The 23,262-nt window shown below is 66.8% G+C and carries 21 protein-coding genes; 12 read left to right on the top strand and 9 right to left on the bottom strand.

What is annotated here, in order from left to right:
* The 5 genes from K5880_RS01600 to K5880_RS01580 all read right to left on the bottom strand — a co-directional run.
* Window positions 1-368: GNAT family N-acetyltransferase (locus K5880_RS01600; RefSeq protein ID WP_297647761.1), on the bottom strand; the 368-nt coding region annotated here is incomplete at its 3' end.
* A 7-nt stretch (window positions 369-375) separates the two neighbouring features.
* Window positions 376-2,094, bottom strand: a complete 1,719-nt coding sequence (gene ureC, locus K5880_RS01595) for an urease subunit alpha (protein ID WP_297647758.1) — start codon at window positions 2,092-2,094, stop codon at window positions 376-378.
* Between the two features lie 13 nt (window positions 2,095-2,107).
* Window positions 2,108-2,413, bottom strand: a complete 306-nt coding sequence (locus K5880_RS01590) for an urease subunit beta (protein ID WP_297647756.1) — start codon at window positions 2,411-2,413, stop codon at window positions 2,108-2,110.
* A gap of 10 nt (window positions 2,414-2,423) precedes the next feature.
* On the bottom strand, window positions 2,424-2,594 hold the full coding sequence (locus K5880_RS01585; protein WP_297647752.1) for a hypothetical protein: 171 nt from the start codon (window positions 2,592-2,594) through the stop codon (window positions 2,424-2,426).
* A 23-nt stretch (window positions 2,595-2,617) separates the two neighbouring features.
* Window positions 2,618-2,920: an urease subunit gamma gene (locus tag K5880_RS01580; RefSeq protein WP_297647749.1), complete on the bottom strand. Its 303-nt coding sequence runs from the start codon at window positions 2,918-2,920 to the stop codon at window positions 2,618-2,620.
* A gap of 194 nt (window positions 2,921-3,114) precedes the next feature.
* On the opposite strand from K5880_RS01580, the gene K5880_RS01575 reads away from it, so the two are divergent.
* The 9 genes from K5880_RS01575 (at window position 3,115) to urtE (ending at window position 16,078) form a co-directional block, all read left to right on the top strand.
* Window positions 3,115-6,699 carry an ATP-binding protein gene (locus K5880_RS01575; RefSeq protein ID WP_297647746.1) on the top strand — a complete coding sequence of 1,195 codons (3,585 nt, stop codon included), beginning with the start codon at window positions 3,115-3,117 and terminating at the stop codon, window positions 6,697-6,699.
* A complete protein-coding gene (locus tag K5880_RS01570; protein WP_297647744.1) occupies window positions 6,683-7,696 on the top strand; it encodes a response regulator transcription factor in 1,014 nt (337 codons plus the stop codon). The genes K5880_RS01575 and K5880_RS01570 overlap by 17 nt, the downstream gene beginning before the upstream one ends.
* A 146-nt stretch (window positions 7,697-7,842) precedes the next feature.
* Window positions 7,843-8,877, top strand: coding sequence for a DUF4325 domain-containing protein (locus K5880_RS01565; RefSeq protein WP_297647742.1), 1,035 nt, complete (start codon window positions 7,843-7,845; stop codon window positions 8,875-8,877).
* A gap of 171 nt (window positions 8,878-9,048) precedes the next feature.
* Window positions 9,049-9,555 (top strand): GIY-YIG nuclease family protein, encoded by a 507-nt coding sequence (locus K5880_RS01560; RefSeq protein WP_297647740.1) that lies wholly within the window; start codon window positions 9,049-9,051, stop codon window positions 9,553-9,555.
* Between the two features lie 237 nt (window positions 9,556-9,792).
* Entirely contained in the window at window positions 9,793-11,079 is a 1,287-nt protein-coding gene (urtA, locus tag K5880_RS01555; protein ID WP_297647738.1) for an urea ABC transporter substrate-binding protein, read from the top strand.
* A gap of 234 nt (window positions 11,080-11,313) precedes the next feature.
* Window positions 11,314-12,861, top strand: coding sequence for an urea ABC transporter permease subunit UrtB (gene urtB / locus K5880_RS01550; protein ID WP_297647815.1), 1,548 nt, complete (start codon window positions 11,314-11,316; stop codon window positions 12,859-12,861).
* Window positions 12,858-13,988 (top strand): urea ABC transporter permease subunit UrtC, encoded by a 1,131-nt coding sequence (urtC, locus tag K5880_RS01545; RefSeq protein ID WP_297647736.1) that lies wholly within the window; start codon window positions 12,858-12,860, stop codon window positions 13,986-13,988. Before urtB ends, urtC begins: the two co-directional genes overlap by 4 nt.
* On the top strand, window positions 13,985-14,860 hold the full coding sequence (urtD, locus tag K5880_RS01540) for an urea ABC transporter ATP-binding protein UrtD (protein ID WP_297647733.1): 876 nt from the start codon (window positions 13,985-13,987) through the stop codon (window positions 14,858-14,860). The genes urtC and urtD overlap by 4 nt, the downstream gene beginning before the upstream one ends.
* A gap of 525 nt (window positions 14,861-15,385) precedes the next feature.
* On the top strand, window positions 15,386-16,078 hold the full coding sequence (urtE, locus tag K5880_RS01535; RefSeq protein ID WP_297647812.1) for an urea ABC transporter ATP-binding subunit UrtE: 693 nt from the start codon (window positions 15,386-15,388) through the stop codon (window positions 16,076-16,078).
* 13 nt (window positions 16,079-16,091) lie between these two features.
* Here urtE and K5880_RS01530 read toward each other — a convergent pair whose 3' ends face one another.
* Together K5880_RS01530 and K5880_RS01525 are read right to left on the bottom strand one after the other, a co-directional pair.
* Window positions 16,092-17,828, bottom strand: coding sequence for a response regulator (locus tag K5880_RS01530; RefSeq protein ID WP_297647731.1), 1,737 nt, complete (start codon window positions 17,826-17,828; stop codon window positions 16,092-16,094).
* A gap of 128 nt (window positions 17,829-17,956) precedes the next feature.
* The gene (locus tag K5880_RS01525) at window positions 17,957-18,790 is read right to left on the bottom strand and encodes an urease accessory protein UreD (protein ID WP_297647728.1); all 834 of its coding nucleotides are present in this window, start codon (window positions 18,788-18,790) and stop codon (window positions 17,957-17,959) included.
* Between the two features lie 125 nt (window positions 18,791-18,915).
* Here K5880_RS01525 and K5880_RS01520 point away from each other — a divergent pair, with 125 nt between their 5' ends.
* Both K5880_RS01520 and K5880_RS01515 read left to right on the top strand, forming a co-directional pair.
* On the top strand, window positions 18,916-19,512 hold the full coding sequence (locus K5880_RS01520) for a tail fiber protein (protein ID WP_297647725.1): 597 nt from the start codon (window positions 18,916-18,918) through the stop codon (window positions 19,510-19,512).
* Between the two features lie 407 nt (window positions 19,513-19,919).
* Window positions 19,920-20,321, top strand: a complete 402-nt coding sequence (locus K5880_RS01515; protein ID WP_297647722.1) for a hypothetical protein — start codon at window positions 19,920-19,922, stop codon at window positions 20,319-20,321.
* Between the two features lie 4 nt (window positions 20,322-20,325).
* Here the strand turns inward: K5880_RS01515 and K5880_RS01510 are convergent, their stop codons facing one another.
* Window positions 20,326-20,823, bottom strand: coding sequence for a nucleoside deaminase (locus K5880_RS01510; RefSeq protein ID WP_297647720.1), 498 nt, complete (start codon window positions 20,821-20,823; stop codon window positions 20,326-20,328).
* Window positions 20,820-21,851 (bottom strand): ABC transporter substrate-binding protein, encoded by a 1,032-nt coding sequence (locus K5880_RS01505; RefSeq protein ID WP_297647718.1) that lies wholly within the window; start codon window positions 21,849-21,851, stop codon window positions 20,820-20,822. Before K5880_RS01505 ends, K5880_RS01510 begins: the two co-directional genes overlap by 4 nt.
* Before the next feature lie 287 nt (window positions 21,852-22,138).
* Here K5880_RS01505 and K5880_RS01500 point away from each other — a divergent pair, with 287 nt between their 5' ends.
* Complete coding sequence (locus tag K5880_RS01500) at window positions 22,139-23,158, top strand: Rieske 2Fe-2S domain-containing protein (protein ID WP_297647715.1); 1,020 nt, start codon at window positions 22,139-22,141, stop codon at window positions 23,156-23,158.
* Window positions 23,159-23,262: the final 104 nt, after the last annotated feature.

The following is a 23,262-nucleotide window of genomic DNA, read 5'->3' as shown; positions in this document are numbered from 1 at the left end:
GAGCCGGTCTCCAGGCTCAGGCGCTGCGTGCCGGTGGACCGGGCTTCTGCCATGAGGTGTTCCAGCAGGCGCGTGGACAGGCCGTGCCCGCGCCACGCGGCGTGCACGCGCATGGACTTGACTTCGGCGTGGCCGGCGTCGAGTGCCTTGAGCGCCCCGGTGCCCACCAGCAGCCGGGTGTCGCCGTCGCCGTGCCACATCGTCCAGAAGCTCACCTCGGGCTGGCGCAGCCCGTCCAGATCGAGCGCGTGCACGCTCCCGGGCGGCGAGACGCGGCGCATGTCCTGCAGGTGTTCTTCCAGGAAGGCGGCCACGCGCGGGTCGCTCAGGTCGTCCCGCTGGATGTCGAACGTGGCGACAGAGTTCATGGGCCGCTCAGAACAGGAAATAGCGCTGCGCCATCGGCAGCTTCGTGGCCGGCTCGCAGGTGAGAAGCACGCCGTCGGCGCGCACGGCATAGGTCTGGGGGTCGATCTCCATCTTCGGCAGCAGCGCGTTGTGCACCATGCTGGCCTTGGTCACGCCGCGGCAGCCCTGCACGGCGACCAGGGTTTTTTGCAAGCCGTAGCGCTCGCCCACGCCCGCGGCCATGCCGGCCTGCGAGACGAAGGTGAGGCTGCTTTTCGCCATGGCACCGCCGAAGCTGCCGAACATGGGCCGGTAGTGCACCGGCTGGGGCGTGGGGATGGAGGCGTTGGGGTCGCCCATGGCGGCCAGCGCGATGCTGCCGCCCTTGAGCACAAGCGCGGGTTTCACACCGAAGAAGGCCGGCTTCCACACCACCAGGTCGGCCCATTTGCCGACCTCGAGCGAACCCACGATGTGCGAGATGCCGTGCGCGACGGCTGGGTTGATCGTGTACTTGGCGATGTAGCGCTTGACGCGGAAGTTGTCGTTGCGCGCATTGTCTTCCGGCAACGTGCCGCGCTGGCTCTTCATCTTGTCGGCGGTCTGCCAGGTGCGGATGATGACCTCGCCCACGCGGCCCATGGCCTGGCTGTCGCTGCTCATCATGCTGATGGCGCCCATGTCGTGCAGGATGTCCTCGGCCGCGATCGTTTCGCGGCGGATGCGGCTCTCGGCAAAGGCCAGGTCTTCGGCGATGCCGGCGTCGAGGTGGTGGCACACCATCAGCATGTCCACGTGCTCGTCCAGCGTGTTGACCGTGTAGGGCATGGTCGGGTTGGTGGAGGAGGGCAGGAAGTTGGCCTCGCCGACCACGCGCAGGATGTCGGGCGCGTGGCCGCCGCCGGCGCCTTCGGTGTGGAAGGCGCACAGGCTGCGGCCCTTGGTGGCGGCGATGGTGTTCTCCACGAAGCCCGATTCGTTGAGCGTGTCGCTGTGGATGGCGACCTGCACGTCGGCTTCTTCGGCGACGTCCAGGCAGTTGCTGATGGCGCTGGGCGTGGTGCCCCAATCTTCGTGCAGCTTCAGGCCGATCACGCCAGCGTTCACCTGCTCGTGCAGCGCGGCGGGCAGGCTGGCGTTGCCCTTGCCCAGGAAGCCCAGGTTCATCGGCAGCCCGTCTGCGGCCTGCAACATGCGCTCGATGTGCCAGGGGCCGGGCGTGCAGGTGGTGGCGAAGGTGCCGGTGGCCGGGCCGGTGCCGCCGCCGAGCATGGTGGTGATGCCCGAGGTCAGCGCCTCGTCCACCTGCTGGGGGCAGATGAAGTGGATGTGGCTGTCGATGCCGCCAGCGGTGACGATGCTGCCCTCGCAGCTGATCACCTCGGTACCCGGGCCGATGACGATGTCCACGCCGGGCATGGTGTCGGGGTTGCCGGCCTTGCCGATGGCGACGATGCGCCCGCCCTTCAAGCCGATGTCGGCCTTGACGATGCCACCGTGGTCGATGATTACCGCATTGGTCATCACCGTGTCCGCCGCGCCCTCGGCGCGCGTGCGCTGGCTCTGCGCCATGCCGTCGCGGATGGTCTTGCCGCCACCGAATTTCACTTCTTCGCCATAGCCGCCCGCGGCCAGGGTGAAGTCCTTTTCGATCTCGATCACCAGACCGGTGTCCGCCAGGCGCAGGCGGTCGCCCACGGTGGGGCCGAACATGTCGGCGTAGGCGCTGCGGGGAATGCTTGCCATGGGTGTGTGTTCCTCAGAGTGCGCTCTGCGTGAGCCCGCGGAACCCGTACACGACGCGATCGCCCGCGTAGTCCACCAGCTCCACGGTGCGCTGCTGGCCGGGCTCGAAGCGCACGGCGGTGCCGCTGGCGATGTTCAGCCGCATGCCGCGCGCGGCGGCGCGGTCGAAGTCGAGTGCGCCGTTGGTCTCGGCGAAGTGGTAGTGCGAGCCGACCTGGATCGGGCGGTCGGCGCCATTCTTCACCACCAGGGTGAGCGTGCGCCGGCCGGGGTTGAGGGGGTGTTCGCCCGCGTCGGTGAGGAGTTCGCCGGGGATCATGGGCAGGTGCTCACTTGCGACCGCTGGTGAACCAGATGGCCAGGGCGATGACAGCCGCTGCGCCGATGAAGCCCAGGGCGTCGGTGGCGTGCCAGTGTGATCCGAACAGACCATGGCCTTCGTGGGCCAGGGCGGAGGTGGCGGACAGGGCGGCGATGAGGAGTGTGGAGAACGGTCGCATGGGAAGACTTTCGTGGAGGAGGTTCAGGCAATCGGCTGGTGCACCGTGACCAGCTTGGTGCCGTCGGGGAAGGTCGCTTCCACCTGGATGTCCGGGATCATCTCGGCGATGCCGTCCATCACGTCGGCGCGCGTGAGCACGTTGCGGCCTTCGCTCATGAGCTGGGCCACGGTCCTGCCGTCGCGCGCGCCCTCCATCACGGCCGCGCTGATCAGCGCCACCGCTTCGGGGTAGTTGAGCTTGAGGCCGCGCGCCTTGCGCCGCTCGGCCAGCAGGGCGGCGGTGAAGATCAGCAGCTTGTCTTTTTCACGCGGGGTCAGTTCCATTGTTCGCTTCGCTCAAATAGCGCGTGCGGCCGCAGGAGCTGGCCGGACACGGGGGTGAGTTCCATGGTGGTGCGTGATCGTCGGGTGGGGCCTGAGCATACAAGCCGCCTGTGAATCAGCAATTCCCGTGCCCTCGCCGGGCCGGCCCGAGGAGCGTGGCATGAAAGCTGCGAAATCGCCGTGTGAACCCTGCCGTGCCCGACCTCCCCCCCGCCCCCCTGGCCGCTCCTGCGGCGGGCCAGGACGCGCCGCAGCGCATCATCAAGGTGCGCCGCGACTACAACAGCTGGGTGGGCAGCGAGACCATGGAGGACTACGCCCTGCGCTACACGCCGCAGCGCTTTCGCAAGTGGAGCGAATGGCGCGTGGCCAACACCGCGTTCGGCGCCGCGTCCTTCCTGATCCTGGAGGCTGTGGGCGCCACGCTGCTGGTGCAGTACGGCTTCGTCAACGCCGCGCTGGCCATTCTCTGCACCGGTCTGATCATCTTTCTGGCCGGCCTGCCCATCAGCGTCTACGCCGCGCGCCACGGGGTCGACATGGACCTGCTCACGCGCGGGGCGGGTTTCGGCTACATCGGCTCGACCATCACCTCGCTGATCTACGCTTCGTTCACCTTCATCTTCTTCGCGCTCGAGGCGGCGGTGATGGCCTATGCGCTGGAGCTCGCGCTCGACATCCCGCCCGCCTGGGGTTACCTCATCTGCGCGCTGGTGGTCATTCCGCTGGTGACCCACGGCGTTTCCGTCATCAGCCGCTTCCAGGTCTGGACGCAGCCGCTATGGATCGTGATGATGGTGGTGCCTTTCGGGGCGGTGGCCTGGATGTCACCCGAAACCTTCACCAACGTGGTGCGGTATGGGGGCGAATCTGGTGCAGGCACGGTGTTTGACTGGCACCTGTTTGGTGCGGCTTTGACGGTGGGCATCGCGCTCATCACGCAGATGGGCGAGCAGGCCGACTACCTGCGCTTCATGCCCGCGAAGGAACCCGGCAAGGCGCTGCGCTGGTGGGCCGGTGTGCTGGCCGGCGGGCCGGGCTGGGTGGTGCTGGGCGTGGTCAAGATGCTGGGCGGCGCGCTGCTGGCCTACCTGGCCATCACCCACATGGTGCCCACCGAGCGCGCGGTGGACCCGAACCAGATGTACCTGGCGGCCTACGAGTACGTGTTCTCCGACTACGGCTGGGCGGTGGCGGCCACGGCGCTGTTCGTGGTCGTCTCGCAGCTCAAGATCAACGTCACCAATGCCTACGCCGGCTCGCTGGCCTGGAGCAACTTCTTCTCGCGCATCACGCACAGCCACCCGGGCCGCGTGGTGTGGGTGGTGTTCAACACGCTGATCGCCTTCATGCTGATGGAGATGAACGTGTTCCAGGCCCTGGGCGAGGTGCTGGGCCTGTACTCCAACATCGCCATCGCCTGGATCATGGCCGTGGTGGCCGACCTGGTCATCAACAAGCCACTGGGCTGGAGCCCCAAGGGCATCGAGTTCAAGCGCGCCTACCTGTACGACATCAATCCCGTGGGCGTGGGCGCCATGGGCCTGGCCTCGGCCCTGTCCATCGTTGCGCACATGGGGCTGCTGGGCCCGATGGCGCAGGCGTTTTCGGCGGTGATCGCGATGGTGACAGCGCTGCTGGCGGCGCCGGCGATTGCGTGGTTGACGAAGGGGCGGTATTACATTGCGCGGTCGGCGGAGGGGAGTTGTGATCTTGCTCCTTCCCCCTGTGGGGGAAGGATGGGATGGGGGCCGCGCGTCGACCACGCTACTGCATGCGAGCCCCCACCCCCGCCCTCCCCCAGAGGGGGATGGGGTAAAGCACCTTTCTCGTTGCAACGCTGTGTGATCTGCGAGCGCGAGTACGAAGCGCCCGATATGGCGCACTGCCCGGCCTACCAGGGCCACATCTGTTCGCTGTGCTGCACGCTGGACGCGCGCTGCGGCGATCTCTGCAAGCCGCACGCGCGCCTGTCCGAGCAGTGGATGGCGGCGCTGCGGCGCGTGCTGCCGCGCCGCGTGTGGCCGTACCTGGAAGCGGGCCTGGCGCACTACCTGCTGCTCATGATGATCGTCGCGCCCGTGCTCGCGGCCGTGCTCGGCCTGCTGTACCGGCAGGAGGTCGAAGGCCTGCAGCAGGGCCTGGGCGTGGCGGCCAACACCTCGCTGCTGGACGCCGCGCTGCGCTCGGGCTTCGTGCGGGTGTACGCGGTGTTGCTGCTGATCGCCGCCACCGTGGCCTGGTGGCTGGTGCTGGCGCACAAGAGCCGCGAAGTGGCGCAGGAAGAGTCGAACCGCCAGACGCGCCTGCTGATGCAGGAAATCGAATCGCACCAGCGCACCGACGAGGCCCTGCAGCAGGCGCGGCACGCGGCCGAGCAGGCCAACCAGGCCAAGACGCGCTACATCAGCACCATCAGCCACGAACTGCGCACACCGCTCAACAGCATCCTGGGCTATGCGCAACTGCTGCAGGAAGACAGTGGCGTGGCGCCGCACCGCGCGCAGGCTGTGCGCGTGATCCATCGGGGCGGGGAGCACCTGCTCTCGCTCATAGAGGGCACGCTGGACATCGCGCGCATCGAGTCCGGCAAGCTCGCGCTGGACGTGCGGCCCATGGCCTTTGCCGGCGCCATGCAGGAGGTGGCCAGCATGTTCGAGCTGCAGGCGGCCGCCAAGGGCCTGCGCTTCGTCTTCGACACCGGCAGCCGCCTGCCCGACACGGTGCGCGCCGACGAAAAGCGCCTGCGCCAGATCCTCATCAACCTGCTGGGCAATGCGGTCAAGTTCACCCGCAGCGGCGAGGTGCGCCTGCGTGTGGCGCACGCGCGCGAGATGGCGCAGTTCGAGGTGCACGACACCGGCCCCGGCATGGGCCAGCAGGACCTGGAACGCGTGTTCGAACCCTTCGCGCGCGGGCAGGGGGATGCCGGGGCGCAGGGGCCGTCCAGCGGCACCGGCCTGGGCCTGACCATCGCCAAGATGCTCACCGACCTCATGGGCGGCGAGATGACGGTGCGCAGCACGCCGGGCGAGGGCTCGGTGTTCACCGTGCGCCTGTTCCTGCCCGAACTGCACGGCGTGCAGCTGCCCGCGCCCGCGGTGCAGCCGCAGCACGTGGGCTACAGCGGCCCGCGCCGGCGTGTGCTGGTGGTGGACAACGAGGAGGCCGACCGCGAGCTGCTCGCGCGCTGGCTCGCGCCGCTGGGCTTCGAGGTCATGCTCGCCACCAGCGGGCTGGATGCGCTGGCCCTGCTCGACGAACTGCAGCCCGGTGACCCGGGCGCGCCGCACGCCATCTTCATGGACCTGGCCATGCCCGGCATCGACGGCTGGGAAACACTGCGGCGCCTGCGCGCGCGCGGCTGGGGGCCGGTGCCGCTGGCCATCGTCTCGGCCAACGCCTTCGACAAGGGCCTGGACAACGACCTCGACCACAAGCCGCAGGATTTTTTCGTCAAGCCCGTGCGGCGCGACGATCTGCTGGCCTGGCTCGGCCAGCAGCTCGCGCTGTCGTGGATGACCGAGCCCCAACCCGAGCACGCGGCCGCGCCACCCGGTCCGCCGGCCACGCCCGCCAGCCGCGCCGAACTCGAACCCCTGCTGGAACTGGTGCGCCTGGGCTACTACAAGGGCATCGTGCAGTGGCTCGACGACTGGGTGCAGCGCCGCCCCGAGCAGGCCGCGTTCGCGCAGGGCCTGCGCACCCTGGCGCGCGAGTTCCGTTTTGACGCCATCGAACAGCAACTGCTGCTGCAAAGCCATGTCGCATCCGGTTGAACCCCTGCCAAGCGCCACGGCGCTGGTGCTGACCGACGCCCTGGTCGTGCTCATCGTAGACGACGTGCCCGACAACGTCGCGCCGCTGCACGACGCGCTCGACGAGGCCGGCTACACCGTGCTGGTCGCGCTGGACGGCGAAAGCGCCCTGCGCCGCGCCACCCAGGCCCTGCCCGATGTGGTGCTGCTCGACGCGGTGATGCCCGGCATCGACGGCTTCGAGGTGGCGCGCCGCCTCAAGGCGCAGCCGGCCACCGCGCACATCCCCATCATCTTCATGACCGGCCTGACCGACACCGAGCACCTGGTGGCCGCGCTCGACGCCGGCGGCGCCGACTACGTGACCAAGCCGATCAAGCCGCGCGAGGTGATGGCGCGCATGGGCGTGCACCTGCGCACCGCGCGCCACGTGCGCCAGGGCGCAGTCGAACGCAGCCAGGCGCGCAACGCGCTCGACGCCTTCGGCTACGCCACCATCACCGTGCGCGAGCGCGACGGCCGCCTGATGTGGCAGACGCCACTAGCGCGCGACCTGCTGCGCCACCACTGTGGCACCGAGGCCCCCGCCACGCCACCGGCCGTGCTGCAGTGGCTGCGCCGCCACCTCGGTGAAGCCCTCGCGCAGCGCGAGCCGCCGCGCCTCACACTGGAAAACGGCCCGCGCCGCCTCACCTTCCGCCTGCACCAGTGCGTGGGCGACGAGATCAACGGCGAGGGCGGCGACTGGCTGATCGTGATGCAGGAAACCTCGGACGCCAGCGTGCTCTCCGGCCTGGCCGGCGCCTTCGGTCTGACCGCGCGCGAGGCCGAGGTGCTGTACTGGGTGGTCAAGGGCAAGATCAACCGCGACATCGGCGACATCCTGGGCGCCAGCCCGGCCACGGTGAAGAAACACCTGGAGCGCATCTACGCCAAGCTGGGCGTGGAGACGCGCACAGCGGCGGCGGCGATGGCGATCAACCGGGTGCCGTTGCTGCAGCCGCAGCACGGGGGCTGAGGGGATGGAGTGTTCTTCGAGGCAGTGATTTGCCGGCGCGTGGTGGTCCACGCAAGCAGCCAGTACCGCGTGTTGGCATGGCTTTTAAGTTTACAACGTGGAATCAATAAGTTTACAATTTGGCTCTTTAAGTTTTCAACAAACCGATGGCCAAGCCTTCTCGATTCGAAGAACTGGTGCGTACCGTCACGCGGGATGTAGTTGCGCACCCTCGCGACCTGACGCGGCACTACGCAGATCGCCTGAATATTTCCCGGGTGGCGGCTAACAAGTACATCCAGCGCCTGGAATCTGAGGGGTGGATTGCTCGCAGCGGCCCGTCCACCCATCCCGTTTTCAGTCCTGGGTACAAACGCCGGGTTTCGCACCTGTACTCACTGGCTGGGCTGGAGGAAGACGTTGCCTGGGGGCGGGACTTCAGGCCGTATTTCAGCCTTTCTGGCAATGTGCAAAACATTGCGAGTCACGGCTTCACAGAAATGGTCAATAACGCCATTGACCACTCCGGGGGGAATTCTGTCTTTGTCTGGATGAGTCAAGATGAAAAGCATCTGCGAATCATCATCTCCGACGACGGAGTGGGTATTTTTGCGAAGATCACGAGCGAGCTAGGCCTCGCCGATATGCGGCAGGCTCTCTTTGAGCTTTCGAAAGGCAAGTTGACAACAGATCCATCCAAGCACACTGGCGAGGGCGTCTTTTTCACGTCCAGGATGTTTGATGATTTCGAGATAGCAGCGAACGAACTGACCTTCAGTCACGACGATGTTTCACAGCATGACCTGCTCGCGGAGGAAAAGGGTGTTTTCCCAAAAGGCACCGCAGTTTTCATGAATATCTCGCTGGACAGTGCGCGCACGGCGGCAGACATCTATGCCCAGTTCACCAATGCGCCTGATGATTTCGATTTCTCAAAGACCATCGTGCCGATGAGACTTGCCAAGTATGGCGACGAACAGTTGGTGTCACGATCGCAGGCCAAACGGTTGATTGCTCGCTTTGACCGATTCAGGATGGTAATTCTTGATTTTTCTGACATCAAGGAAGTGGGACAAGCGTTTGCCGATGAACTGTTCCGTGTCTATGGCAATGCGCATCCAGGTGTTGAACTGGTGCCCACCAATATGACGGAACAAGTCGAACGCATGTGGCTAAGAGCGATGGCCCCGAGGGCGCACTGAGTCTGCGGCGGAATAGTGCCAGGCCACAATCTGTTCGAGACTCTTACTGGCATTCGTCAGGGCCACTGGCGCGCAAGGCACTGGGCCCGATGGAGTGATGCTCTGGCAGAAGCGGGATTTGAATCGAATCGGAAGCAAGAGGCGCGTTCTGATGAGGGCATGCTGCGGGCCATGGCAAAGCTGACCCGCGCATGCGGTCGATTCCTCACGACAGCCGAACTCAGAATCGCGCGAAGGACCAATGACACCGTACCAAGTCACGGCCTATTCGATCGTATGGGCAGTAAGGGCGCACGCATCGCACGTCTTCGAGCGGGCTGCTTGATGCACTCGAAGTGGAAGGATGTGGCGGACCTTCTTCCGGACCAAGTGGACTCATCGGAGGCCGCACCGCAGACTGCAGCGGAAGGCTCGTCAGGCACTGATGGCTATGTTTACATGCTGAGGCCCGGCACGCACTACAAGTTGGGGAGGACGTTCGCCGTGCCTCGCCGGCATCGCCAGATATCTCTGGATCTACCGGAGAAGCCAGACGTAGTGCACGCCATCGCGACCGATGACTCCGAAGGGATAGAAGCCTGCGGGTATCGGCGATGCGCTGCCAAGCAAACCAATGGCGAGTGGTTCACGCTCGACGCGCAAGACGTGCGGGCCTTCCGGCGGCGTAAGTTCATGTGATTTGCTTGGGCGCGGGACCGCCCAAAGTCCATCGTCCTGACTTCAACCGCACAAGTGCGTAAACATGCGCCAATGGGACTGAGGGGGCGCTTACCGGCGGCATACGCCACCCGGCGTACATACGCCGACCGGCGCGATCCCTAGAGTCCAGTCGTCCGCTGAGCCACGTCCGAAGAGGGCAGCCGGCGGCGCCAAACACCCCTCACAAGGGACCACCTGGAACACTGGAGAAGCGCCATGTCGAACACCCGAAACGTCCGTCGATTCACCCTCAAGACCCTGGCCGCCGCCGCCACGGTTGCCACGCTCGGCTTCACTGGCCTGAGCGCCCACGCGCAGGAGACCATCAAGGTCGGCGTGCTGCACAGCCTCTCGGGCACCATGGCCATTTCGGAGACCGTGCTCAAGGACACGGTGCTGATGGCCATTGATGAAATCAACGCCAAGGGCGGCGTGCTGGGCAAGAAGCTCGAGCCCGTGGTGGTGGACCCGGCCTCCAACTGGCCGCTGTTCGCCGAGAAGACCAAGCAGCTGCTCACGCAGGACAAGGTCGCGGTCATCTTCGGCTGCTGGACCTCGGTGTCGCGCAAGTCGATGCTGCCGGTGGTGGAGGAGGCCAACGGCCTGCTGTTCTACCCGGTGCAGTACGAAGGCGAAGAGCTGAGCAAGAACGTGTTCTACACCGGTGCCGCGCCCAACCAGCAGGCCATTCCCGCGGTGGAATACCTGATGAGCAAGGACGGCGGCTCGGCCAAGCGCTGGGTGCTGCTGGGCACCGACTACGTGTACCCGCGCACCACCAACAAGATCCTGCGCGCCTTCCTCAAGAGCAAGGGCGTGGCCGACGCCGACATCATGGAGGAGTACACCCCCTTCGGGCACTCCGACTACCAGACCATCATCGCCAACATCAAGAAGTTCGCCTCCGCCGGCAAGAAGACGGCCGTGGTCTCCACCATCAACGGCGACTCCAATGTGCCGTTCTACAAGGAACTCGGCAACGCCGGCCTCTCGGCCAAGGACGTGCCTGTGGTGGCCTTCTCGGTGGGTGAGGAAGAGCTGCGCGGTGTCGACACCAAGCCGCTGGTGGGCCATCTGGCGGCCTGGAACTACTTCATGAGCATCAAGAGCCCAGCCAATACCGAGTTCGTGAAGAAGTGGAGCGCCTACGCCAAGGCCAAGAACATCCCCGGCCACAAGGACAAGCCGCTGACCAACGACCCGATGGAAGCCACCTACATCGGCATCAACATGTGGGCCCAGGCCGTGGCCAAGGCCAAGTCCACCGACACCGACAAGGTCATCGCCGCCATGGCCGGCCAGACCTTCAAGGCACCGGGTGGCTTCACCAGCACCATGGACAAGGAAAATCACCACCTGCACAAGCCGGTGTTCATCGGTGAAGTGAAGGCCGACGGCCAGTTCAACGTGGTCTGGAAGACGCCGGGCCCGGTGGTCGCCGACCCGTGGAGCGACTACATCCCCGAGAACAAGGGCAAGAAGAACGTGGCGATGGTGAAGTAACACCCCCCGCGCCGCTTCGCGGCTCCCCCCTCTCTCGCCTGCGGCGGGAGGGGGGCGACACCTGGGGCCGGCGGAGCCGGACCCTCGGTGTCTCTGGACGAGGGGCACCCCGTTCGTGGCGTGTCTTGCTCCCTCTCCCTCCGGGAGAGGGTTGGGGTGAGGGCGGTTTTTCGTAGAAGGATTCACATGAAGTTTCATTGGCTCCGGTTCCTGGGGCTGGGGTTTGCGCTGTGGATGGGGCTGCAGGCTGCCCACGCGCTCACCGCCGCCGATGCCCTGGCCGTGGTCGATGGCGATACGGACACCCGCATCGAGACCATCAACCGCCTGGCCGCCGAGCCCGACGCGCGTGCCACTGCGCTGATCCGGGCCATGGCCAATGAGGCCGTGCGCCTGCAGGGCGAGCGCGTGCTCATCGTCGAGGGCGAAGGCGCCGTCGACGCCGTGACCGGCGAGACACTGGCCACGCTGCCGGAAGACGCCGGCGACGTGATGATCAACAACCGCCTGCGCAGCGCCATGGACAACGCGCTGGCCGGCATGGAACTGCTGGGCGCGCCGCCCGATCGCCAGCGCGAGGCCGCGCGCACGCTGCAGCGCTCTGCGTTTGAAGAGCCCGACGCCAGCCAGTTGCCGCTGATCGACAAGGCGCTCGCCGGCGATCTGGATGCGCAGGCGCGCCAGAGCCTGGAACTGGGGCGCGCTGCCGTTCTGCTGGCCAGCGAGGACCCGGCGCAGCGCCTGTCGGCCGCGCAGAAGCTGGGCGAGGCGAAGCTCCCGATCGTGCGGCCGCTGCTGCAGCAGCAGATCGACCAGGAGAGCGACGCCGGCGTGAAGGCCGCGCTGCTGGATTCGCTCAAGGGCATCGACCGCATGCTGGCCGTGGGCAACGCCCTGGCCCAGGCCTTCACCGGCATCAGCCTGGGCAGCATCCTGCTGCTGGCCGCGCTGGGTCTGGCCATCACCTATGGCCTCATGGGCGTGATCAACATGGCGCACGGCGAGCTGATCATGATCGGCGCCTATGCCACCTGGCTGGTGCAGTCCTTTTTCCGCGCCTCGCTGCCCGAGTGGTTCGACTGGTACCTGCTGGTGGCCATGCCGGTGGCCTTCATGGCCTCGGCGCTGGTCGGCGCGGCCATGGAGCGCTCGGTGATCCGCTTCCTCTACGGCCGCCCGCTGGAGACGCTGCTGGCCACCTGGGGCATCAGCCTGGTGCTGATGCAGGCGGTGCGCAGCCTGTTCGGCGCGCAGAACGTGGGCGTGGAAAACCCCTCTTGGATGAGCGGCGGCATCACCCTGCTGGGCAACCTCAACCTGCCCTGGAACCGCATCATCATCATCGGCTTCGCGCTGGCGGTGCTGCTGGGCGTCACGCTCATGATCGGCAGGACGCGCCTGGGCCTGTTCGTGCGCGGCGTGACGCAGAACCGGCCGATCGCGTCCTGCATGGGCGTGAACACCGCGCGCATCGACACCTACGCCTTCGCGCTGGGCTCGGGCATCGCCGGCCTGGCCGGTTGCGCGCTGAGCCAGATCGGCAACGTCGGCCCCGACCTCGGCCAGAACTACATCGTGGACTCGTTCATGGTCGTGGTGCTCGGTGGCGTGGGCCAGCTCGCGGGCACGGTGTACGCCGCGCTTGGCCTGGGGCTGCTCAACAAGTTCATCGAAGGCTGGGCCGGCGCCGTGCTGGCCAAGATCGCGGTGCTGGTCTTCATCATCGTCTTCATCCAGAAGCGGCCCCAGGGCATCTTCGCCATGAAAGGTCGCGAGGCATGAGCACCACACCCACCACCCCCGTCGTGCTGCCCGCGCCGGGCCCGCTGCTCACCCGCACCGGCTGGAGCGCGTTCGTGGTCGCGCTGCTGGTCGTCTGCGCGGTCGCGCCGATGCTCAACCTGTTCGTGCCCGAAGGCAGTGCCTTCCACCTGAGCGACTACATGGTCGGCCTGCTGGGCAAGATCATGTGTTACGCCATCTGCGCGCTGGCCATGGACCTGATCTGGGGCTACACGGGCATCCTGAGCCTGGGGCATGGTCTGTTCTTCGCGCTCGGCGGCTATGTGATGGGCATGTACCTCATGCGCCAGATCGGCACCGACGGCAACTACAAGAGCGAGCTGCCCGACTTCATGGTGTTCCTGGACTGGAAGGAGCTGCCCTGGCACTGGGCGCTGTCGGACAGCTTCATCGCCACGCTGCTGCTGATCGTGCTCGTGCCCGGCCTGGTGGCCTTCGTGTTCGGCTACTTCGCATTCCGCTCGCGCATCAAGGGCGTGTACTTCTCCATCATCACGCAGGCCCTGACCTTCGCCGCGCTGCTGCTGTTCTTCCGCAACGAGACAGGCTTTGGCGGCAACAACGGTTTCACCGACTTCAAGCGCATCCTGGATCTACCGATCGCCACGCAGGGCATGCGCATGACGCTGTTCGTGCTGACCGGCCTCACGCTGCTGGGCTTCTACCTGTTCGCGCGCTGGCTGGTGAACAGCAAGTTCGGCCGCGTGCTGCAGGCGGTGCGCGACGCCGAGAGCCGCGTGATGTTCTGCGGCTACAACCCGCTGCCCTACAAGCTCACCATCTGGACGATTTCGGCCGTGATGTGCGGCGTGGCCGGCGCGCTGTACGTGCCGCAGGTCGGCATCATCAACCCGGGCGAGATGAGCACGGCCAACAGCATCGAGATCGCGATCTGGGCCGCGGTAGGCGGTCGTGCCACGCTCATCGGCCCCATCATCGGCGCCTTCATCGTCAACGGCGCCAAGAGCTGGCTCACCGTGACCTTTCCCGAGTACTGGCTCTACGTGCTGGGTGCGCTGTTCATCGTCGTCACCTTGTACATGCCGCAGGGCGTGGTGGGGCTGGTGAAGAAACTGCGGCCGGCCAGGGAAGGGGACAAGGCATGACGCCCGACCTGATGGAAGACGGCGCGAAGCGCTACGAACGGGTGGCCTCCGCCGGGCACACCGGTGCCACCGAGTCCGGTGGACGGCAGGCCGGTTTCTCCCGCCTGCACACGCCGGGCGAGGTGGACACCGCGCACGGCCGCATCCTCTACCTGGAAGACGTGAGCGTGAGCTTCGACGGCTTCAAGGCGATCAACAAGCTGAGCCTGGACATCGCGCCCGGCGAGCTGCGCTGCATCATCGGCCCCAACGGCGCGGGCAAGACCACGATGATGGACATCATCACCGGCAAGACGCGGCCCGACGCGGGCCAGGTGTTCTTCGGCAGCACGATCGACCTGCTGCGCTACCGCGAAGCCGAAATCGCGGCCATGGGCATCGGCCGCAAGTTCCAGAAGCCCACGGTGTTCGAGCACCTCAGCGTGTTCGAGAACCTCGAGCTCGCGCTGGCCACCGACAAGCGCGTGCGCCGCTCCATGGTGTTCCGCCTCACCGGCGAGGAGAAGGACCGCCTGGGCGAGGTGCTGCAGACCATCCACCTGGCCGACAGCCCCGCGCGCCTGGCCGGCAACCTCAGCCACGGGCAGAAGCAGTGGCTGGAGATCGGCATGCTGCTGATGCAGGACCCCAAGCTGCTGCTGCTCGACGAACCCGTGGCCGGCATGACCGACGAGGAGACCGAGCGCACCGCGCAGCTGTTCCTCACGCTCAAGGGCAAACATTCGCTGATGGTGGTCGAGCACGACATGAGCTTCATCCGCACCATCTCCGAGAAGGTCACGGTGCTGTGCGACGGCGCGGTGTTGGCCGAGGGCACGCTGGACCAGGTGCAGGCGGATGAGCGGGTGATCGAGGTGTATCTTGGGCGCTGAATTTTTTCTCTCCGGCTGTTTGGTTTGGCCGGGTCTCGCCCCGGCGGCCGACTCACTTTCTTTTGCTTCGCCAAAAGAAAGTAAGCAAAGAAAAGGCGAGCCGAAGTCCGGGCCGCTTTGCGGTTCCTTGCGCTGCTCGCGTCGTGGGGGAAATTCGCAAACTTGTCCGCTGCGCGGCCTTCGGACATGCGAATTTCTGATCCCCACGCCGCTGCGCTGCTCAGCCCGGCCACACGGCAGAGACGGGGGCGGGATCGGACTACCTCGCAGGCGACGGGGCCTTGCTCCCTCGCCCCTCTGGGGAGAGGGCTGGGGTGAGGGGCCAAGCAACCCAAGTCACCGGAGGAAAGGTCCCCGCTCCCGCCCCCTGCAGTGTGGCCGGGCTGAGCAGCGCGAGGAACCGCAAAGCGGCCCGGACTTCGGCTCGCCTTTCTTTGGTGACTTTCTTTGGCGAAGCAAAGAAAGTTACTCGCCCGCCGGGGCGAGACCCGGCCAAACCAAACCGCCGGAGGAATCCAGATGAGCCTGCTGCAAGCCAAAGACATCAACCAGTACTACGGCGGCAGCCACATCCTGCGCAACGTGAGCCTGCAGGCCGAGCTCGGCCAGGTCACGGTGGTGCTGGGCCGCAACGGCGTGGGCAAGACCACGCTGCTCAAGTCGCTCATGGGCCTGGTGCCGATCAAGAGCGGCAGCATCGAACTCGACGGCGTGCCCATCCACAAGACCACGCCCTACGAGCGCGCCCGCATGGGTGTGGGTTTCGTGCCGCAGGGCCGCGAGATCTTCGGTCGCCTCACCGTGCAGGAGAACCTGCTCATGGGCCTGGCCACGAAGAAGGGTGGCACGCCGATCCCGGCCGAGCTGTTCGAGTTGTTCCCGGTGCTCAGGCAGATGCTGGGCCGTCGGGGGGGTGACCTGTCGGGCGGACAGCAGCAGCAGTTGGCGATTGCGCGCGCGCTGGCGGCGGGCCCGAAGCTGCTGATCCTGGACGAGCCCACCGAAGGCATCCAGCCCAACATCATCAAGGACATCGGCAAGGTCATCCGCATGCTGGCCGACCGCGGCAACATGGCCATCGTGCTGGTGGAGCAGTACTACGACTTCGCCGAGGCCCTGGCCGACCGCTACGTGGTGATGGAGCGCGGCGAGGTCATCGCCAGCGGCCCGGGCAGCGAGATGCAGGCCCGGGGCGTGCGCCAGCTGGTGGCGATCTGAGGCGGCGTCGGCTTCAACCCGCCGCTTGCCGCGCGCCTTCGCTGTCGTCACCGTCGGTGGTGGTGGCGCTGTCTTCGTCCGCTGAAGTTTCGGCCTGGGCGCGTTTGTAGCCCGCCGGCAGCGAGATGCCGCCCGGCGTGCTCTGTCCGCTGGTGCGTTCGCCCAGGCGGGTGAGTGGCGCGGTGGAGTGGTAGTGCGCGCGCAGCGCCTCGGCGCGCTCCTGGAGCGCAGGGAAGGCATCCATGCGTTCGGCGTAGCGCTGCAGCACCTGGTGTGCGGACTCGATCAGCTTGGCGTTGCCGGTGCGTTCGCCTGCCTCGAGCAGCTGCTCGACCGTGCCCTGCGGGTTGTCCTTGAGGCTCAGTGTCATGGCCTCCTGCGTGATCTTGAGCACCTGGGCGTGGCCCGAGCGGATGCGTTCGGCGTGGTCGGCGGCGCCGGAGGCGGCGCAGGCGAGCAGCTCGGTCATTGCGCGGCTGGTGCAGAAACGCAGGGCCATGGTGTCGACCGCGCCCTCGGCATCCGGCAGGGGCAGCGAGCGCGCGACCAGCTTGCTCATCAGCATGAGCAGGTTGCAGGCCGACTCGACGTCGAAGTCCGGCAACAGGATGTCATTGGCCAGGCGTCGCACGTCGTCCTGCGCCCGCGCCGTGTGTTGCTGCTGCAGCGCGAGCAGGCTCTCGGCCATGGACAGCAGGCGGTGCGGCCGGGCCGGTGCGGAGCTGCGGTCGCGCAGGCGGGTGAGCTGTTCCACGACGCGCTGCAGGCCGCGCTGGTCGTTGTTGTCCAGCCGCGCGAAGGCCAGCAGCAGCAGCGCCTGGACATCGAACATCTTGGAGTCCAGACCGAGGCGGGTGGCGCGGTCGAGCAGCTCCACTCCTTCGCTCTTCTCGCCGGTGTAGTAGGCCAGCATGCCGGTCTTGAGCAGGCGGCTGATGGACGAGGGCGTCAGCCGCGTGGCCATCTGGTAGGTCGACAGCGCATTCTGGAAGTTGCCCAGCTCGAACTGGGCGCGGCCCATCACGTCGTAGGCGTCGGCGTAGGCGTCGTCGTCACGGATCAGGCTCTCCAGCGTGGTCACGGCCTTGGCGGCCTGACCGCTGTCGAGCTGCGCACGCGCCACGCCCAGGCGCGCCCAGGGCAGCGTCTTGGCCTCGATGACGGCTTCGTACAGCTTCTGGGCCTCGGCGACGCGGCCGCCGCGCAGCATCAGCTCCGCGCCGATGCGCGCGGCATACAGCCAGTAGGCCTGGCGCGCTTCGAAGCGCGCCTGACACAGCGTGGCGGCGCGCTCGAAGTCCTGCGCATCGATGGCGCTGAAGATGTCCTGCAGCGCGAGCTTGCGCGCGCGCGCCTGCACGATGCGGTCGGCCAGCCGGGCGGCAGTGTGCGGCTTGAGCAGGTACGCGTCCAGCGCCGATTCGGCGGCTTCGGCCACGCGTGCATAGGTCGCCTCGGCGGTGATCATGACGAACACCGTGTGGAAGGGCAGCAGCTGGTTGCGCCGCAGGTCGTCCAGCAGGTCCTGGCCGGACATGGATTCGCGTTCGAAGTTCTGCTCGCAGAGCACCACGTCGAAGCTGTGGGATTCGAGCTTGCGCCGGGCGTCGGTCAGACGCGAGCACTGCGCCACCGTGGCAAGACCCAGTTCGCGCAACTGCGAGACCAGGATCGATCTCGACTGCAGATTGCCCTCGATGACCAGGGCATGGGCATCGTGGAGGTAGGTGGGGGTGGGGGGCGTGAACATGCGGGGATGCCGGGCGGACGAGCGCGGGCGCTCGGAGGCTTGTCCCCATTCTGCGCCGCGTCCAGCGCGCCGGTAGGCCAAAGTGCGGGTCGATTCCGGCGCTTTTCCGGCTCCGCCCGGGCGGCTGTTCAGACGCGCCAGATGCGGGGGGGCTCGGCCGGAAGGCCCCAGGCCTGGGCGCGCAGCACCGCCCAGGTGTGCTGGAACAGCGCCATCAGCGGTTCGACCAGCGGTGCCACCGCCCGCAGTACCAGCACCTGGGGGTGCGGGCAGGTGGCGCCAGCCTGCACGCCGCCAGCCGCCTCCGTGTCGATGCCGGCTCGCACGGCTTCAAGCAGTCGCTCGCGCCGCTCGCGCGCCAGCGGTGCGCCGCTGGCCAGCCACAGCGTGCCCAGGCAGCGATGGCCTGCCAGGCCGAGCGGGGATTCGAGCAGGCGCGTGTCGGCCGCGTCCAGGCGCGAGCGCTCCAGCCACAGGCCCGGTATTTCCAGATGCTGCGTCAGGCAGCCCCGGTCGAAAGGCTGTCCTGCGGTTGGCAGGCCGAGCGCGCTCACGTCCCAGCCGATCAGCTCGGCATCTTCTGCCAGGGTGGCGCGCACGGTGTTGTGCGCCAGGCAGCCCGGGTAGGCAATGGTCTCCAGCGGCAGCCATTCCAGTCTTGCCCCAGCGTCCAGCGTCAGCGCCACCTGCTGCGTGGCGGGCGGACCGTCGGATCGGTAGAAGCGCGTGGCGCCCGGCGTCGAGATCAGGCCGTGCGCCCCGGTGCCGGCTCGCACGTGCACATCGAGCAGATCACCGCCGACCAGTCCCCCGGGAGGGTGAACGATCACGTTGTGGCAGATCGCGGGCCCTTCAGGGTAGAGGCTCTTGAGGATGCGCAGCGGTCCGTCGTGCTCGAAGTGAGCGGTGGTTTTCTGGTGCTCGGACCTCAGGTCGAGCGAGAGGCGGGCATGCCAGGACATGGGCGAAAGTGTAAGAGGTGCGAAAAACTAGTTCTTTTGCAGTATTCCTAGGGGTCTCAGTGATTCCTAGCATCGGCGCCGGCCACGCCGCTGTGGCGTTTGTCACAACCATTCAGGAGGAAAAAATGAGTTCGGAACCCTTCGTCGGGGAAATACAGATGGTCGCGTTCCCGTTCGCGCCCAAGGGCTTCGCCCTGTGCGACGGCAGTCTCCTGCCCAGGGAGCAGTACCCCGCGTTGTATTCGCTGATCGGTGTGACCTACGGCGGCGATGGTGTCACCACCTTCGCGCTGCCTGATCTGCGAGGCCGCAGCCCGGTCAGTGCGGGCGCTGGCCCGGGTTTGCAGCCGGTGCAGCTGGGCCAGCGTGGCGGCGCAGAAGCCGTGACCCTGAACACCAACCAGCTGCCGTCCCACACGCACACGGCGACGGTGCAGCCCGGCGCGCACGCGCAACAGAACTGCTACGCCGGTATTGGCTCGCTCAGCAGCCCCGCCGGCGCGATTCCGTCCGAGGTGCTTGAACCACTCAACGGTGGCGCCTTGCAGGCCTTTGCCACGCCGGGGGCGGCCAACCAGACCATGGCGCCCTTGCCGCTGTCGCTGCAGGTCGGCGTGGCCGCCACCGGCGGTGGTGCACCGGTGGGCATACGCAACCCGTATGTCGGTGTGCATTACGTGATTGCGCTGGAAGGGCTTTATCCCACGCGAGGTTCCGCATGAGCCGCCGCGCACATCACGCTTGGCCAGCAGGCCGGCGGCTGCTCGTGGTGCTGGCCGCCTCGCTCGTGAGTGCCTGCGGTGGCGGCGATGGCCCCGCCCCCAGCGCGCCGGAGTTCGAGCATCCCGTCGTTTACGCCGGGTCTGGGGTACCAACCGCCGCCGTGGGCCGGGATGGCGACTACTTCATCAACGACCAGACCGGCGAGATGTACGGACCGAAAACCGCGGGTGTCTGGCCCACGGCGTCCATTTCGCTGGTCGGCCCGCCGGGCGCGGATGGAGCCCCCGGGGCCACTGGAGCGCCTGGGGCAACGGGGCCGGCGGGCCCAACCGGTGCAACGGGTACCACAGGTGCAACGGGTGCGACCGGTGCCACGGGCCCCGCCGGTCCCGCAGGACCTGCGGCAATGGAATTCAGCTGGGCTTTGTCCAGCGGCAATGTGCAGGCCCCCGGCACCTACTCGCTGATGGGCGGCTCCTCAACCAGCATCGTGAACTCACGGTATGCACAGTTGCTGCCGCAGAGCTGCGGCACCGGCACGCTACACGTTGCCTCGCTGGGGGTGCCCGAGGCGGGGCAGACGCACCAGTTCACACTGTTCCACGCGCCGGGGCCCTCACCCACGGTGGCGGGGCTGCTGGCCAGTCCGTTCTCCTGCACGATCGACGACGTGGCGCGCAGCTGTACCGTATCGGGTGCAGCGGGCTTCAATGCGGGCGACGCGGTGGAATTGCAGTGGACCAACAGCGCGACCATCGGAAGCCAGACCACGCCGGGGGGCATCGCGATCTCGTTCAACTGCACCTGAAGGCTCAGGCGGCCTTCCAGAAACCCCGATGCGGTTCACTGGCCTCGTCGACCAACACCGGTCCGATGCATTCGATGGGATGCGGTGAAGCCTTGAACACGTCGCGGCACGAGAGCTCGGCGTCGCGCTGTTCGGCGCGTTCGCCACGGAACACACGCAGGCGCACGGCGTCGATGCCGAACACCACGCGCCCGATGTTGCTCCAGAAGATGGCGCCCGCGCACATCACGCAGGGCTCGGCGGACGAGTACAACGTGGCGCGCGCGAGCGTCTCGCGGTCCACCACCGGGCTGAGCTGGCGCACCGCGTTGGTCTCGGCGTGGCCGGTGCAGTCGCCGGTCTCGCCGGTGTTGCACCAGGCTTCGGCGAGCACACGGCCGTCGTCGGCGATCACCACCGCACCGAACGGCCGGTTGCCGCGGTCGCGCGCCACACGCGACCAGGCAATGGCCTGGCGCAGGTAGGTGCCGTCGCGCTCGCTGAGCGTGTGCACCACCGTCATGCCGGGATGATGCGATCGCGCTGCGCGGGCAGCATGGCACGGTTGAACACGCCTTCCACACCCGGCCGCACCTTCAGGCCGAACACGTCCACCACCTCGTCCACCTGCTGCTCCAGCGTGCGCTTGAACACGTCGCCCAGACCGTGCCTGCGCGTATCGGCCGCGGCGATGTACTGGCGCGTGATGCGCCAGCGCTCCAGTTCCACGGCTTCGTTCAGGATGGGCTCGCGCAGCTTGGTCGCGGCGATCGCCGCTGCCGGGTCGGCCATGCTTTCGTGGATGGCGCGGTTGGTGGCGCGCAGGAAGCCGGCCACGGCGGCCGGGTTCTGCGTGGTCATGGCGTTGCTCGCGAGGATGGCGTTGCCGTACAGGTTCACGCCCGCGCTGGTGTACTCGAGCACCGAGAGGTCGTCGAGCTTCATGCGCGCGAACAGAGAAACGGCGGAGTCGTGGAAGTAGGTGGCGCCGTCCACGTCGCCTCGCACCACCACGTTGTCGCGCGAGGCGAAGTCGGTGGTCGACCACTGGAAGAAGTCGTCCTTCACGCGCAGCTTGCGCGCCACCATGGGCCAGGCGCGGCGTGTGGACTCGACGGCCGCGGCAGCGATCTTCTTGCCTTCGAGGCTGCGGAAGTCGCTGGTGATGCCACGGTCCTTGCGGCCAATGATCGCGAACGGTGCGCGGTTGTAGTACTGGTACACGGCTTGCACCAAAGGCGTGCCGGGCTGTTTGGCCTGGAACTCGATGAGCGAACTGATGTCGCCCAGGCCCATCTGGTAGACGCCGCTGGCGATGCGCGTGATGGAGGCGACCGAACCAGACCCCACGTCGATGCTCACGTCCAGACCTTCGTCCTTGTAGTAGCCCTTGCTCTGGGCGAGGAAGAAGGGCGAGGTCTGACCGGTGATGCGGAAGTCGAGCGTGAACTTGATGGGGGTGAGATTCGGCGTGGACTGGCTCCAGGCGGCGGGTGCGGCGAGGGCCGAGACGGTGGCGGCGGAAGAAGCGAGGAAGTGACGGCGTTGCATGGCAAGGCTCCGGTGACATGGACTTGTGGCAACCCCGTGGACCACAGGACCACGGGGACGTACAAGAGCAATTTCCGGGCGGGTGGCGTGGCACCCGCTGAACGCTTCTACTCTGCGTCGGCCCCGCATGCACGAGCTGTGCCAGCCGGGTCTCACCAGATCGGTGCTCCGCCGTGGCCTGTCTTTTGCTAGCATCCCTGCCCGGAGTAGAAGCGTTCAGCCCGTGCGCCACGGGACAGGAAATTGCTCTTGAGTTCCCTCAAGCCATTTCTCTCAGGAGCGCTTTCATGCTGGTCACCCAACAGCCCGTCTTCCGCCGTTACTGGCACGCCGTCATGCCACTGACGATGCTGGCCGATGGCCCCCAACCCTTCACCTTGCTTGGTGAGAACATCGTTCTCTTTCTTGACGAGAGCGGAGAACCTGCCGCGCTGAAGGACCGCTGCTGCCACCGCACGGCCCGGCTCAGCAAGGGCTGGTGCAGGAACGGCAACCTCCAGTGTGGCTACCACGGCTGGGTCTACAACCGCAGCGGTCGCGTGATCCAGATTCCGCAGTACCCGCCCGAGCGCGAGATCCCGAAGGACTACGGCACGCCCGCCTACCACTGCGTGGCGCGCCATGGTTACGCCTGGGTGGCGCTGGAAGATCCGGTGGCCGACATCCCGGTGATCCCGGAATTCCAGGCCGAAGGTTGGCGCACCATCTTCCAGTTCTACGAGACCTGGAACACCAGCCCGGTGCGTGCGCTGGAAAATTCGTTCGACAACTCACATTTCAGCTTCGTGCACCGCGCCACCTTCGGCGTGGCCGCCTCGCCGGCGCCCAGCAGGTACGAGTTGGTGGAGAACGAGGAAGGCTTCTACGCCGAGACGGTGATCGATGCGGTGAATCCGGAAAAATTCCAGCGCATCAGTGGTGTGAAGGATCCCATCACGCAGCGTCACATGCGCAACGCCTACTACCAGCCGTTCTCGCGTCGCCTCGACATCGAGTACCCCAGCGGGGTGCGCCACGTCATCATCAACGCGTTCACACCGATCGATGACGGTCGCATGCAGTTGTGCCAGTGGTTGTTCCGCAACGACAAGGAAGAAGATTGTCCGGCGCAGCTGCTGATCGACTTCGACGAGGAAATCACGCGGGAGGACAAGGACATCCTGGAGTCGACCGACCCGGATGCGGTGGTGGACCTGCGGCGCCGGGGTGTGGAGTACTCGATGGACTCGGACCGGCCGGGGATTCTGATCCGGCGCAAGTTGATGGGTTTGTTGTCTTCTGCCGGGGAGGTGGAGGTGCATCGGTAGTTCCTCCCTCTCCGTCGGCAGCGGTCATCGGTGTGCAGGGGGACGGCTCCGCTCATGTCCCCCGGTCCGGCTGCGCCGTCCCTCCTCCTTGACTTCGCTGCGCC

Source organism: Hydrogenophaga sp. (genome assembly GCF_025699295.1).
Lineage (GTDB): Bacteria > Pseudomonadota > Gammaproteobacteria > Burkholderiales > Burkholderiaceae_C > Hydrogenophaga.
This window is presented reverse-complemented; position numbering and strand designations above follow the sequence as displayed.

Coding starts and splice junctions, on each gene's coding strand:
- K5880_RS01515 (WP_297647722.1), top strand. CDS start 19,920: ATGGAATTCAGCTGGGCTTTGTCCAGCGGCAATGTGCAGGCCCCCGGC.
- urtC (WP_297647736.1), top strand. CDS start 12,858: ATGAGCACCACACCCACCACCCCCGTCGTGCTGCCCGCGCCGGGCCCG.
- K5880_RS01580 (WP_297647749.1), bottom strand. CDS start 2,920: ATGGAACTGACCCCGCGTGAAAAAGACAAGCTGCTGATCTTCACCGCC.
- urtA (WP_297647738.1), top strand. CDS start 9,793: ATGTCGAACACCCGAAACGTCCGTCGATTCACCCTCAAGACCCTGGCC.
- urtB (WP_297647815.1), top strand. CDS start 11,314: ATGGGGCTGCAGGCTGCCCACGCGCTCACCGCCGCCGATGCCCTGGCC.
- ureC (WP_297647758.1), bottom strand. CDS start 2,094: ATGGCAAGCATTCCCCGCAGCGCCTACGCCGACATGTTCGGCCCCACC.
- K5880_RS01500 (WP_297647715.1), top strand. CDS start 22,139: ATGCTGGTCACCCAACAGCCCGTCTTCCGCCGTTACTGGCACGCCGTC.
- K5880_RS01520 (WP_297647725.1), top strand. CDS start 18,916: ATGAGTTCGGAACCCTTCGTCGGGGAAATACAGATGGTCGCGTTCCCG.
- K5880_RS01525 (WP_297647728.1), bottom strand. CDS start 18,790: ATGTCCTGGCATGCCCGCCTCTCGCTCGACCTGAGGTCCGAGCACCAG.
- K5880_RS01585 (WP_297647752.1), bottom strand. CDS start 2,594: ATGCGACCGTTCTCCACACTCCTCATCGCCGCCCTGTCCGCCACCTCC.
- K5880_RS01590 (WP_297647756.1), bottom strand. CDS start 2,413: ATGATCCCCGGCGAACTCCTCACCGACGCGGGCGAACACCCCCTCAAC.
- urtD (WP_297647733.1), top strand. CDS start 13,985: ATGACGCCCGACCTGATGGAAGACGGCGCGAAGCGCTACGAACGGGTG.
- K5880_RS01505 (WP_297647718.1), bottom strand. CDS start 21,851: ATGCAACGCCGTCACTTCCTCGCTTCTTCCGCCGCCACCGTCTCGGCC.
- K5880_RS01530 (WP_297647731.1), bottom strand. CDS start 17,828: ATGTTCACGCCCCCCACCCCCACCTACCTCCACGATGCCCATGCCCTG.
- K5880_RS01560 (WP_297647740.1), top strand. CDS start 9,049: ATGGCAAAGCTGACCCGCGCATGCGGTCGATTCCTCACGACAGCCGAA.
- K5880_RS01565 (WP_297647742.1), top strand. CDS start 7,843: ATGGCCAAGCCTTCTCGATTCGAAGAACTGGTGCGTACCGTCACGCGG.
- K5880_RS01570 (WP_297647744.1), top strand. CDS start 6,683: ATGTCGCATCCGGTTGAACCCCTGCCAAGCGCCACGGCGCTGGTGCTG.
- K5880_RS01510 (WP_297647720.1), bottom strand. CDS start 20,823: ATGACGGTGGTGCACACGCTCAGCGAGCGCGACGGCACCTACCTGCGC.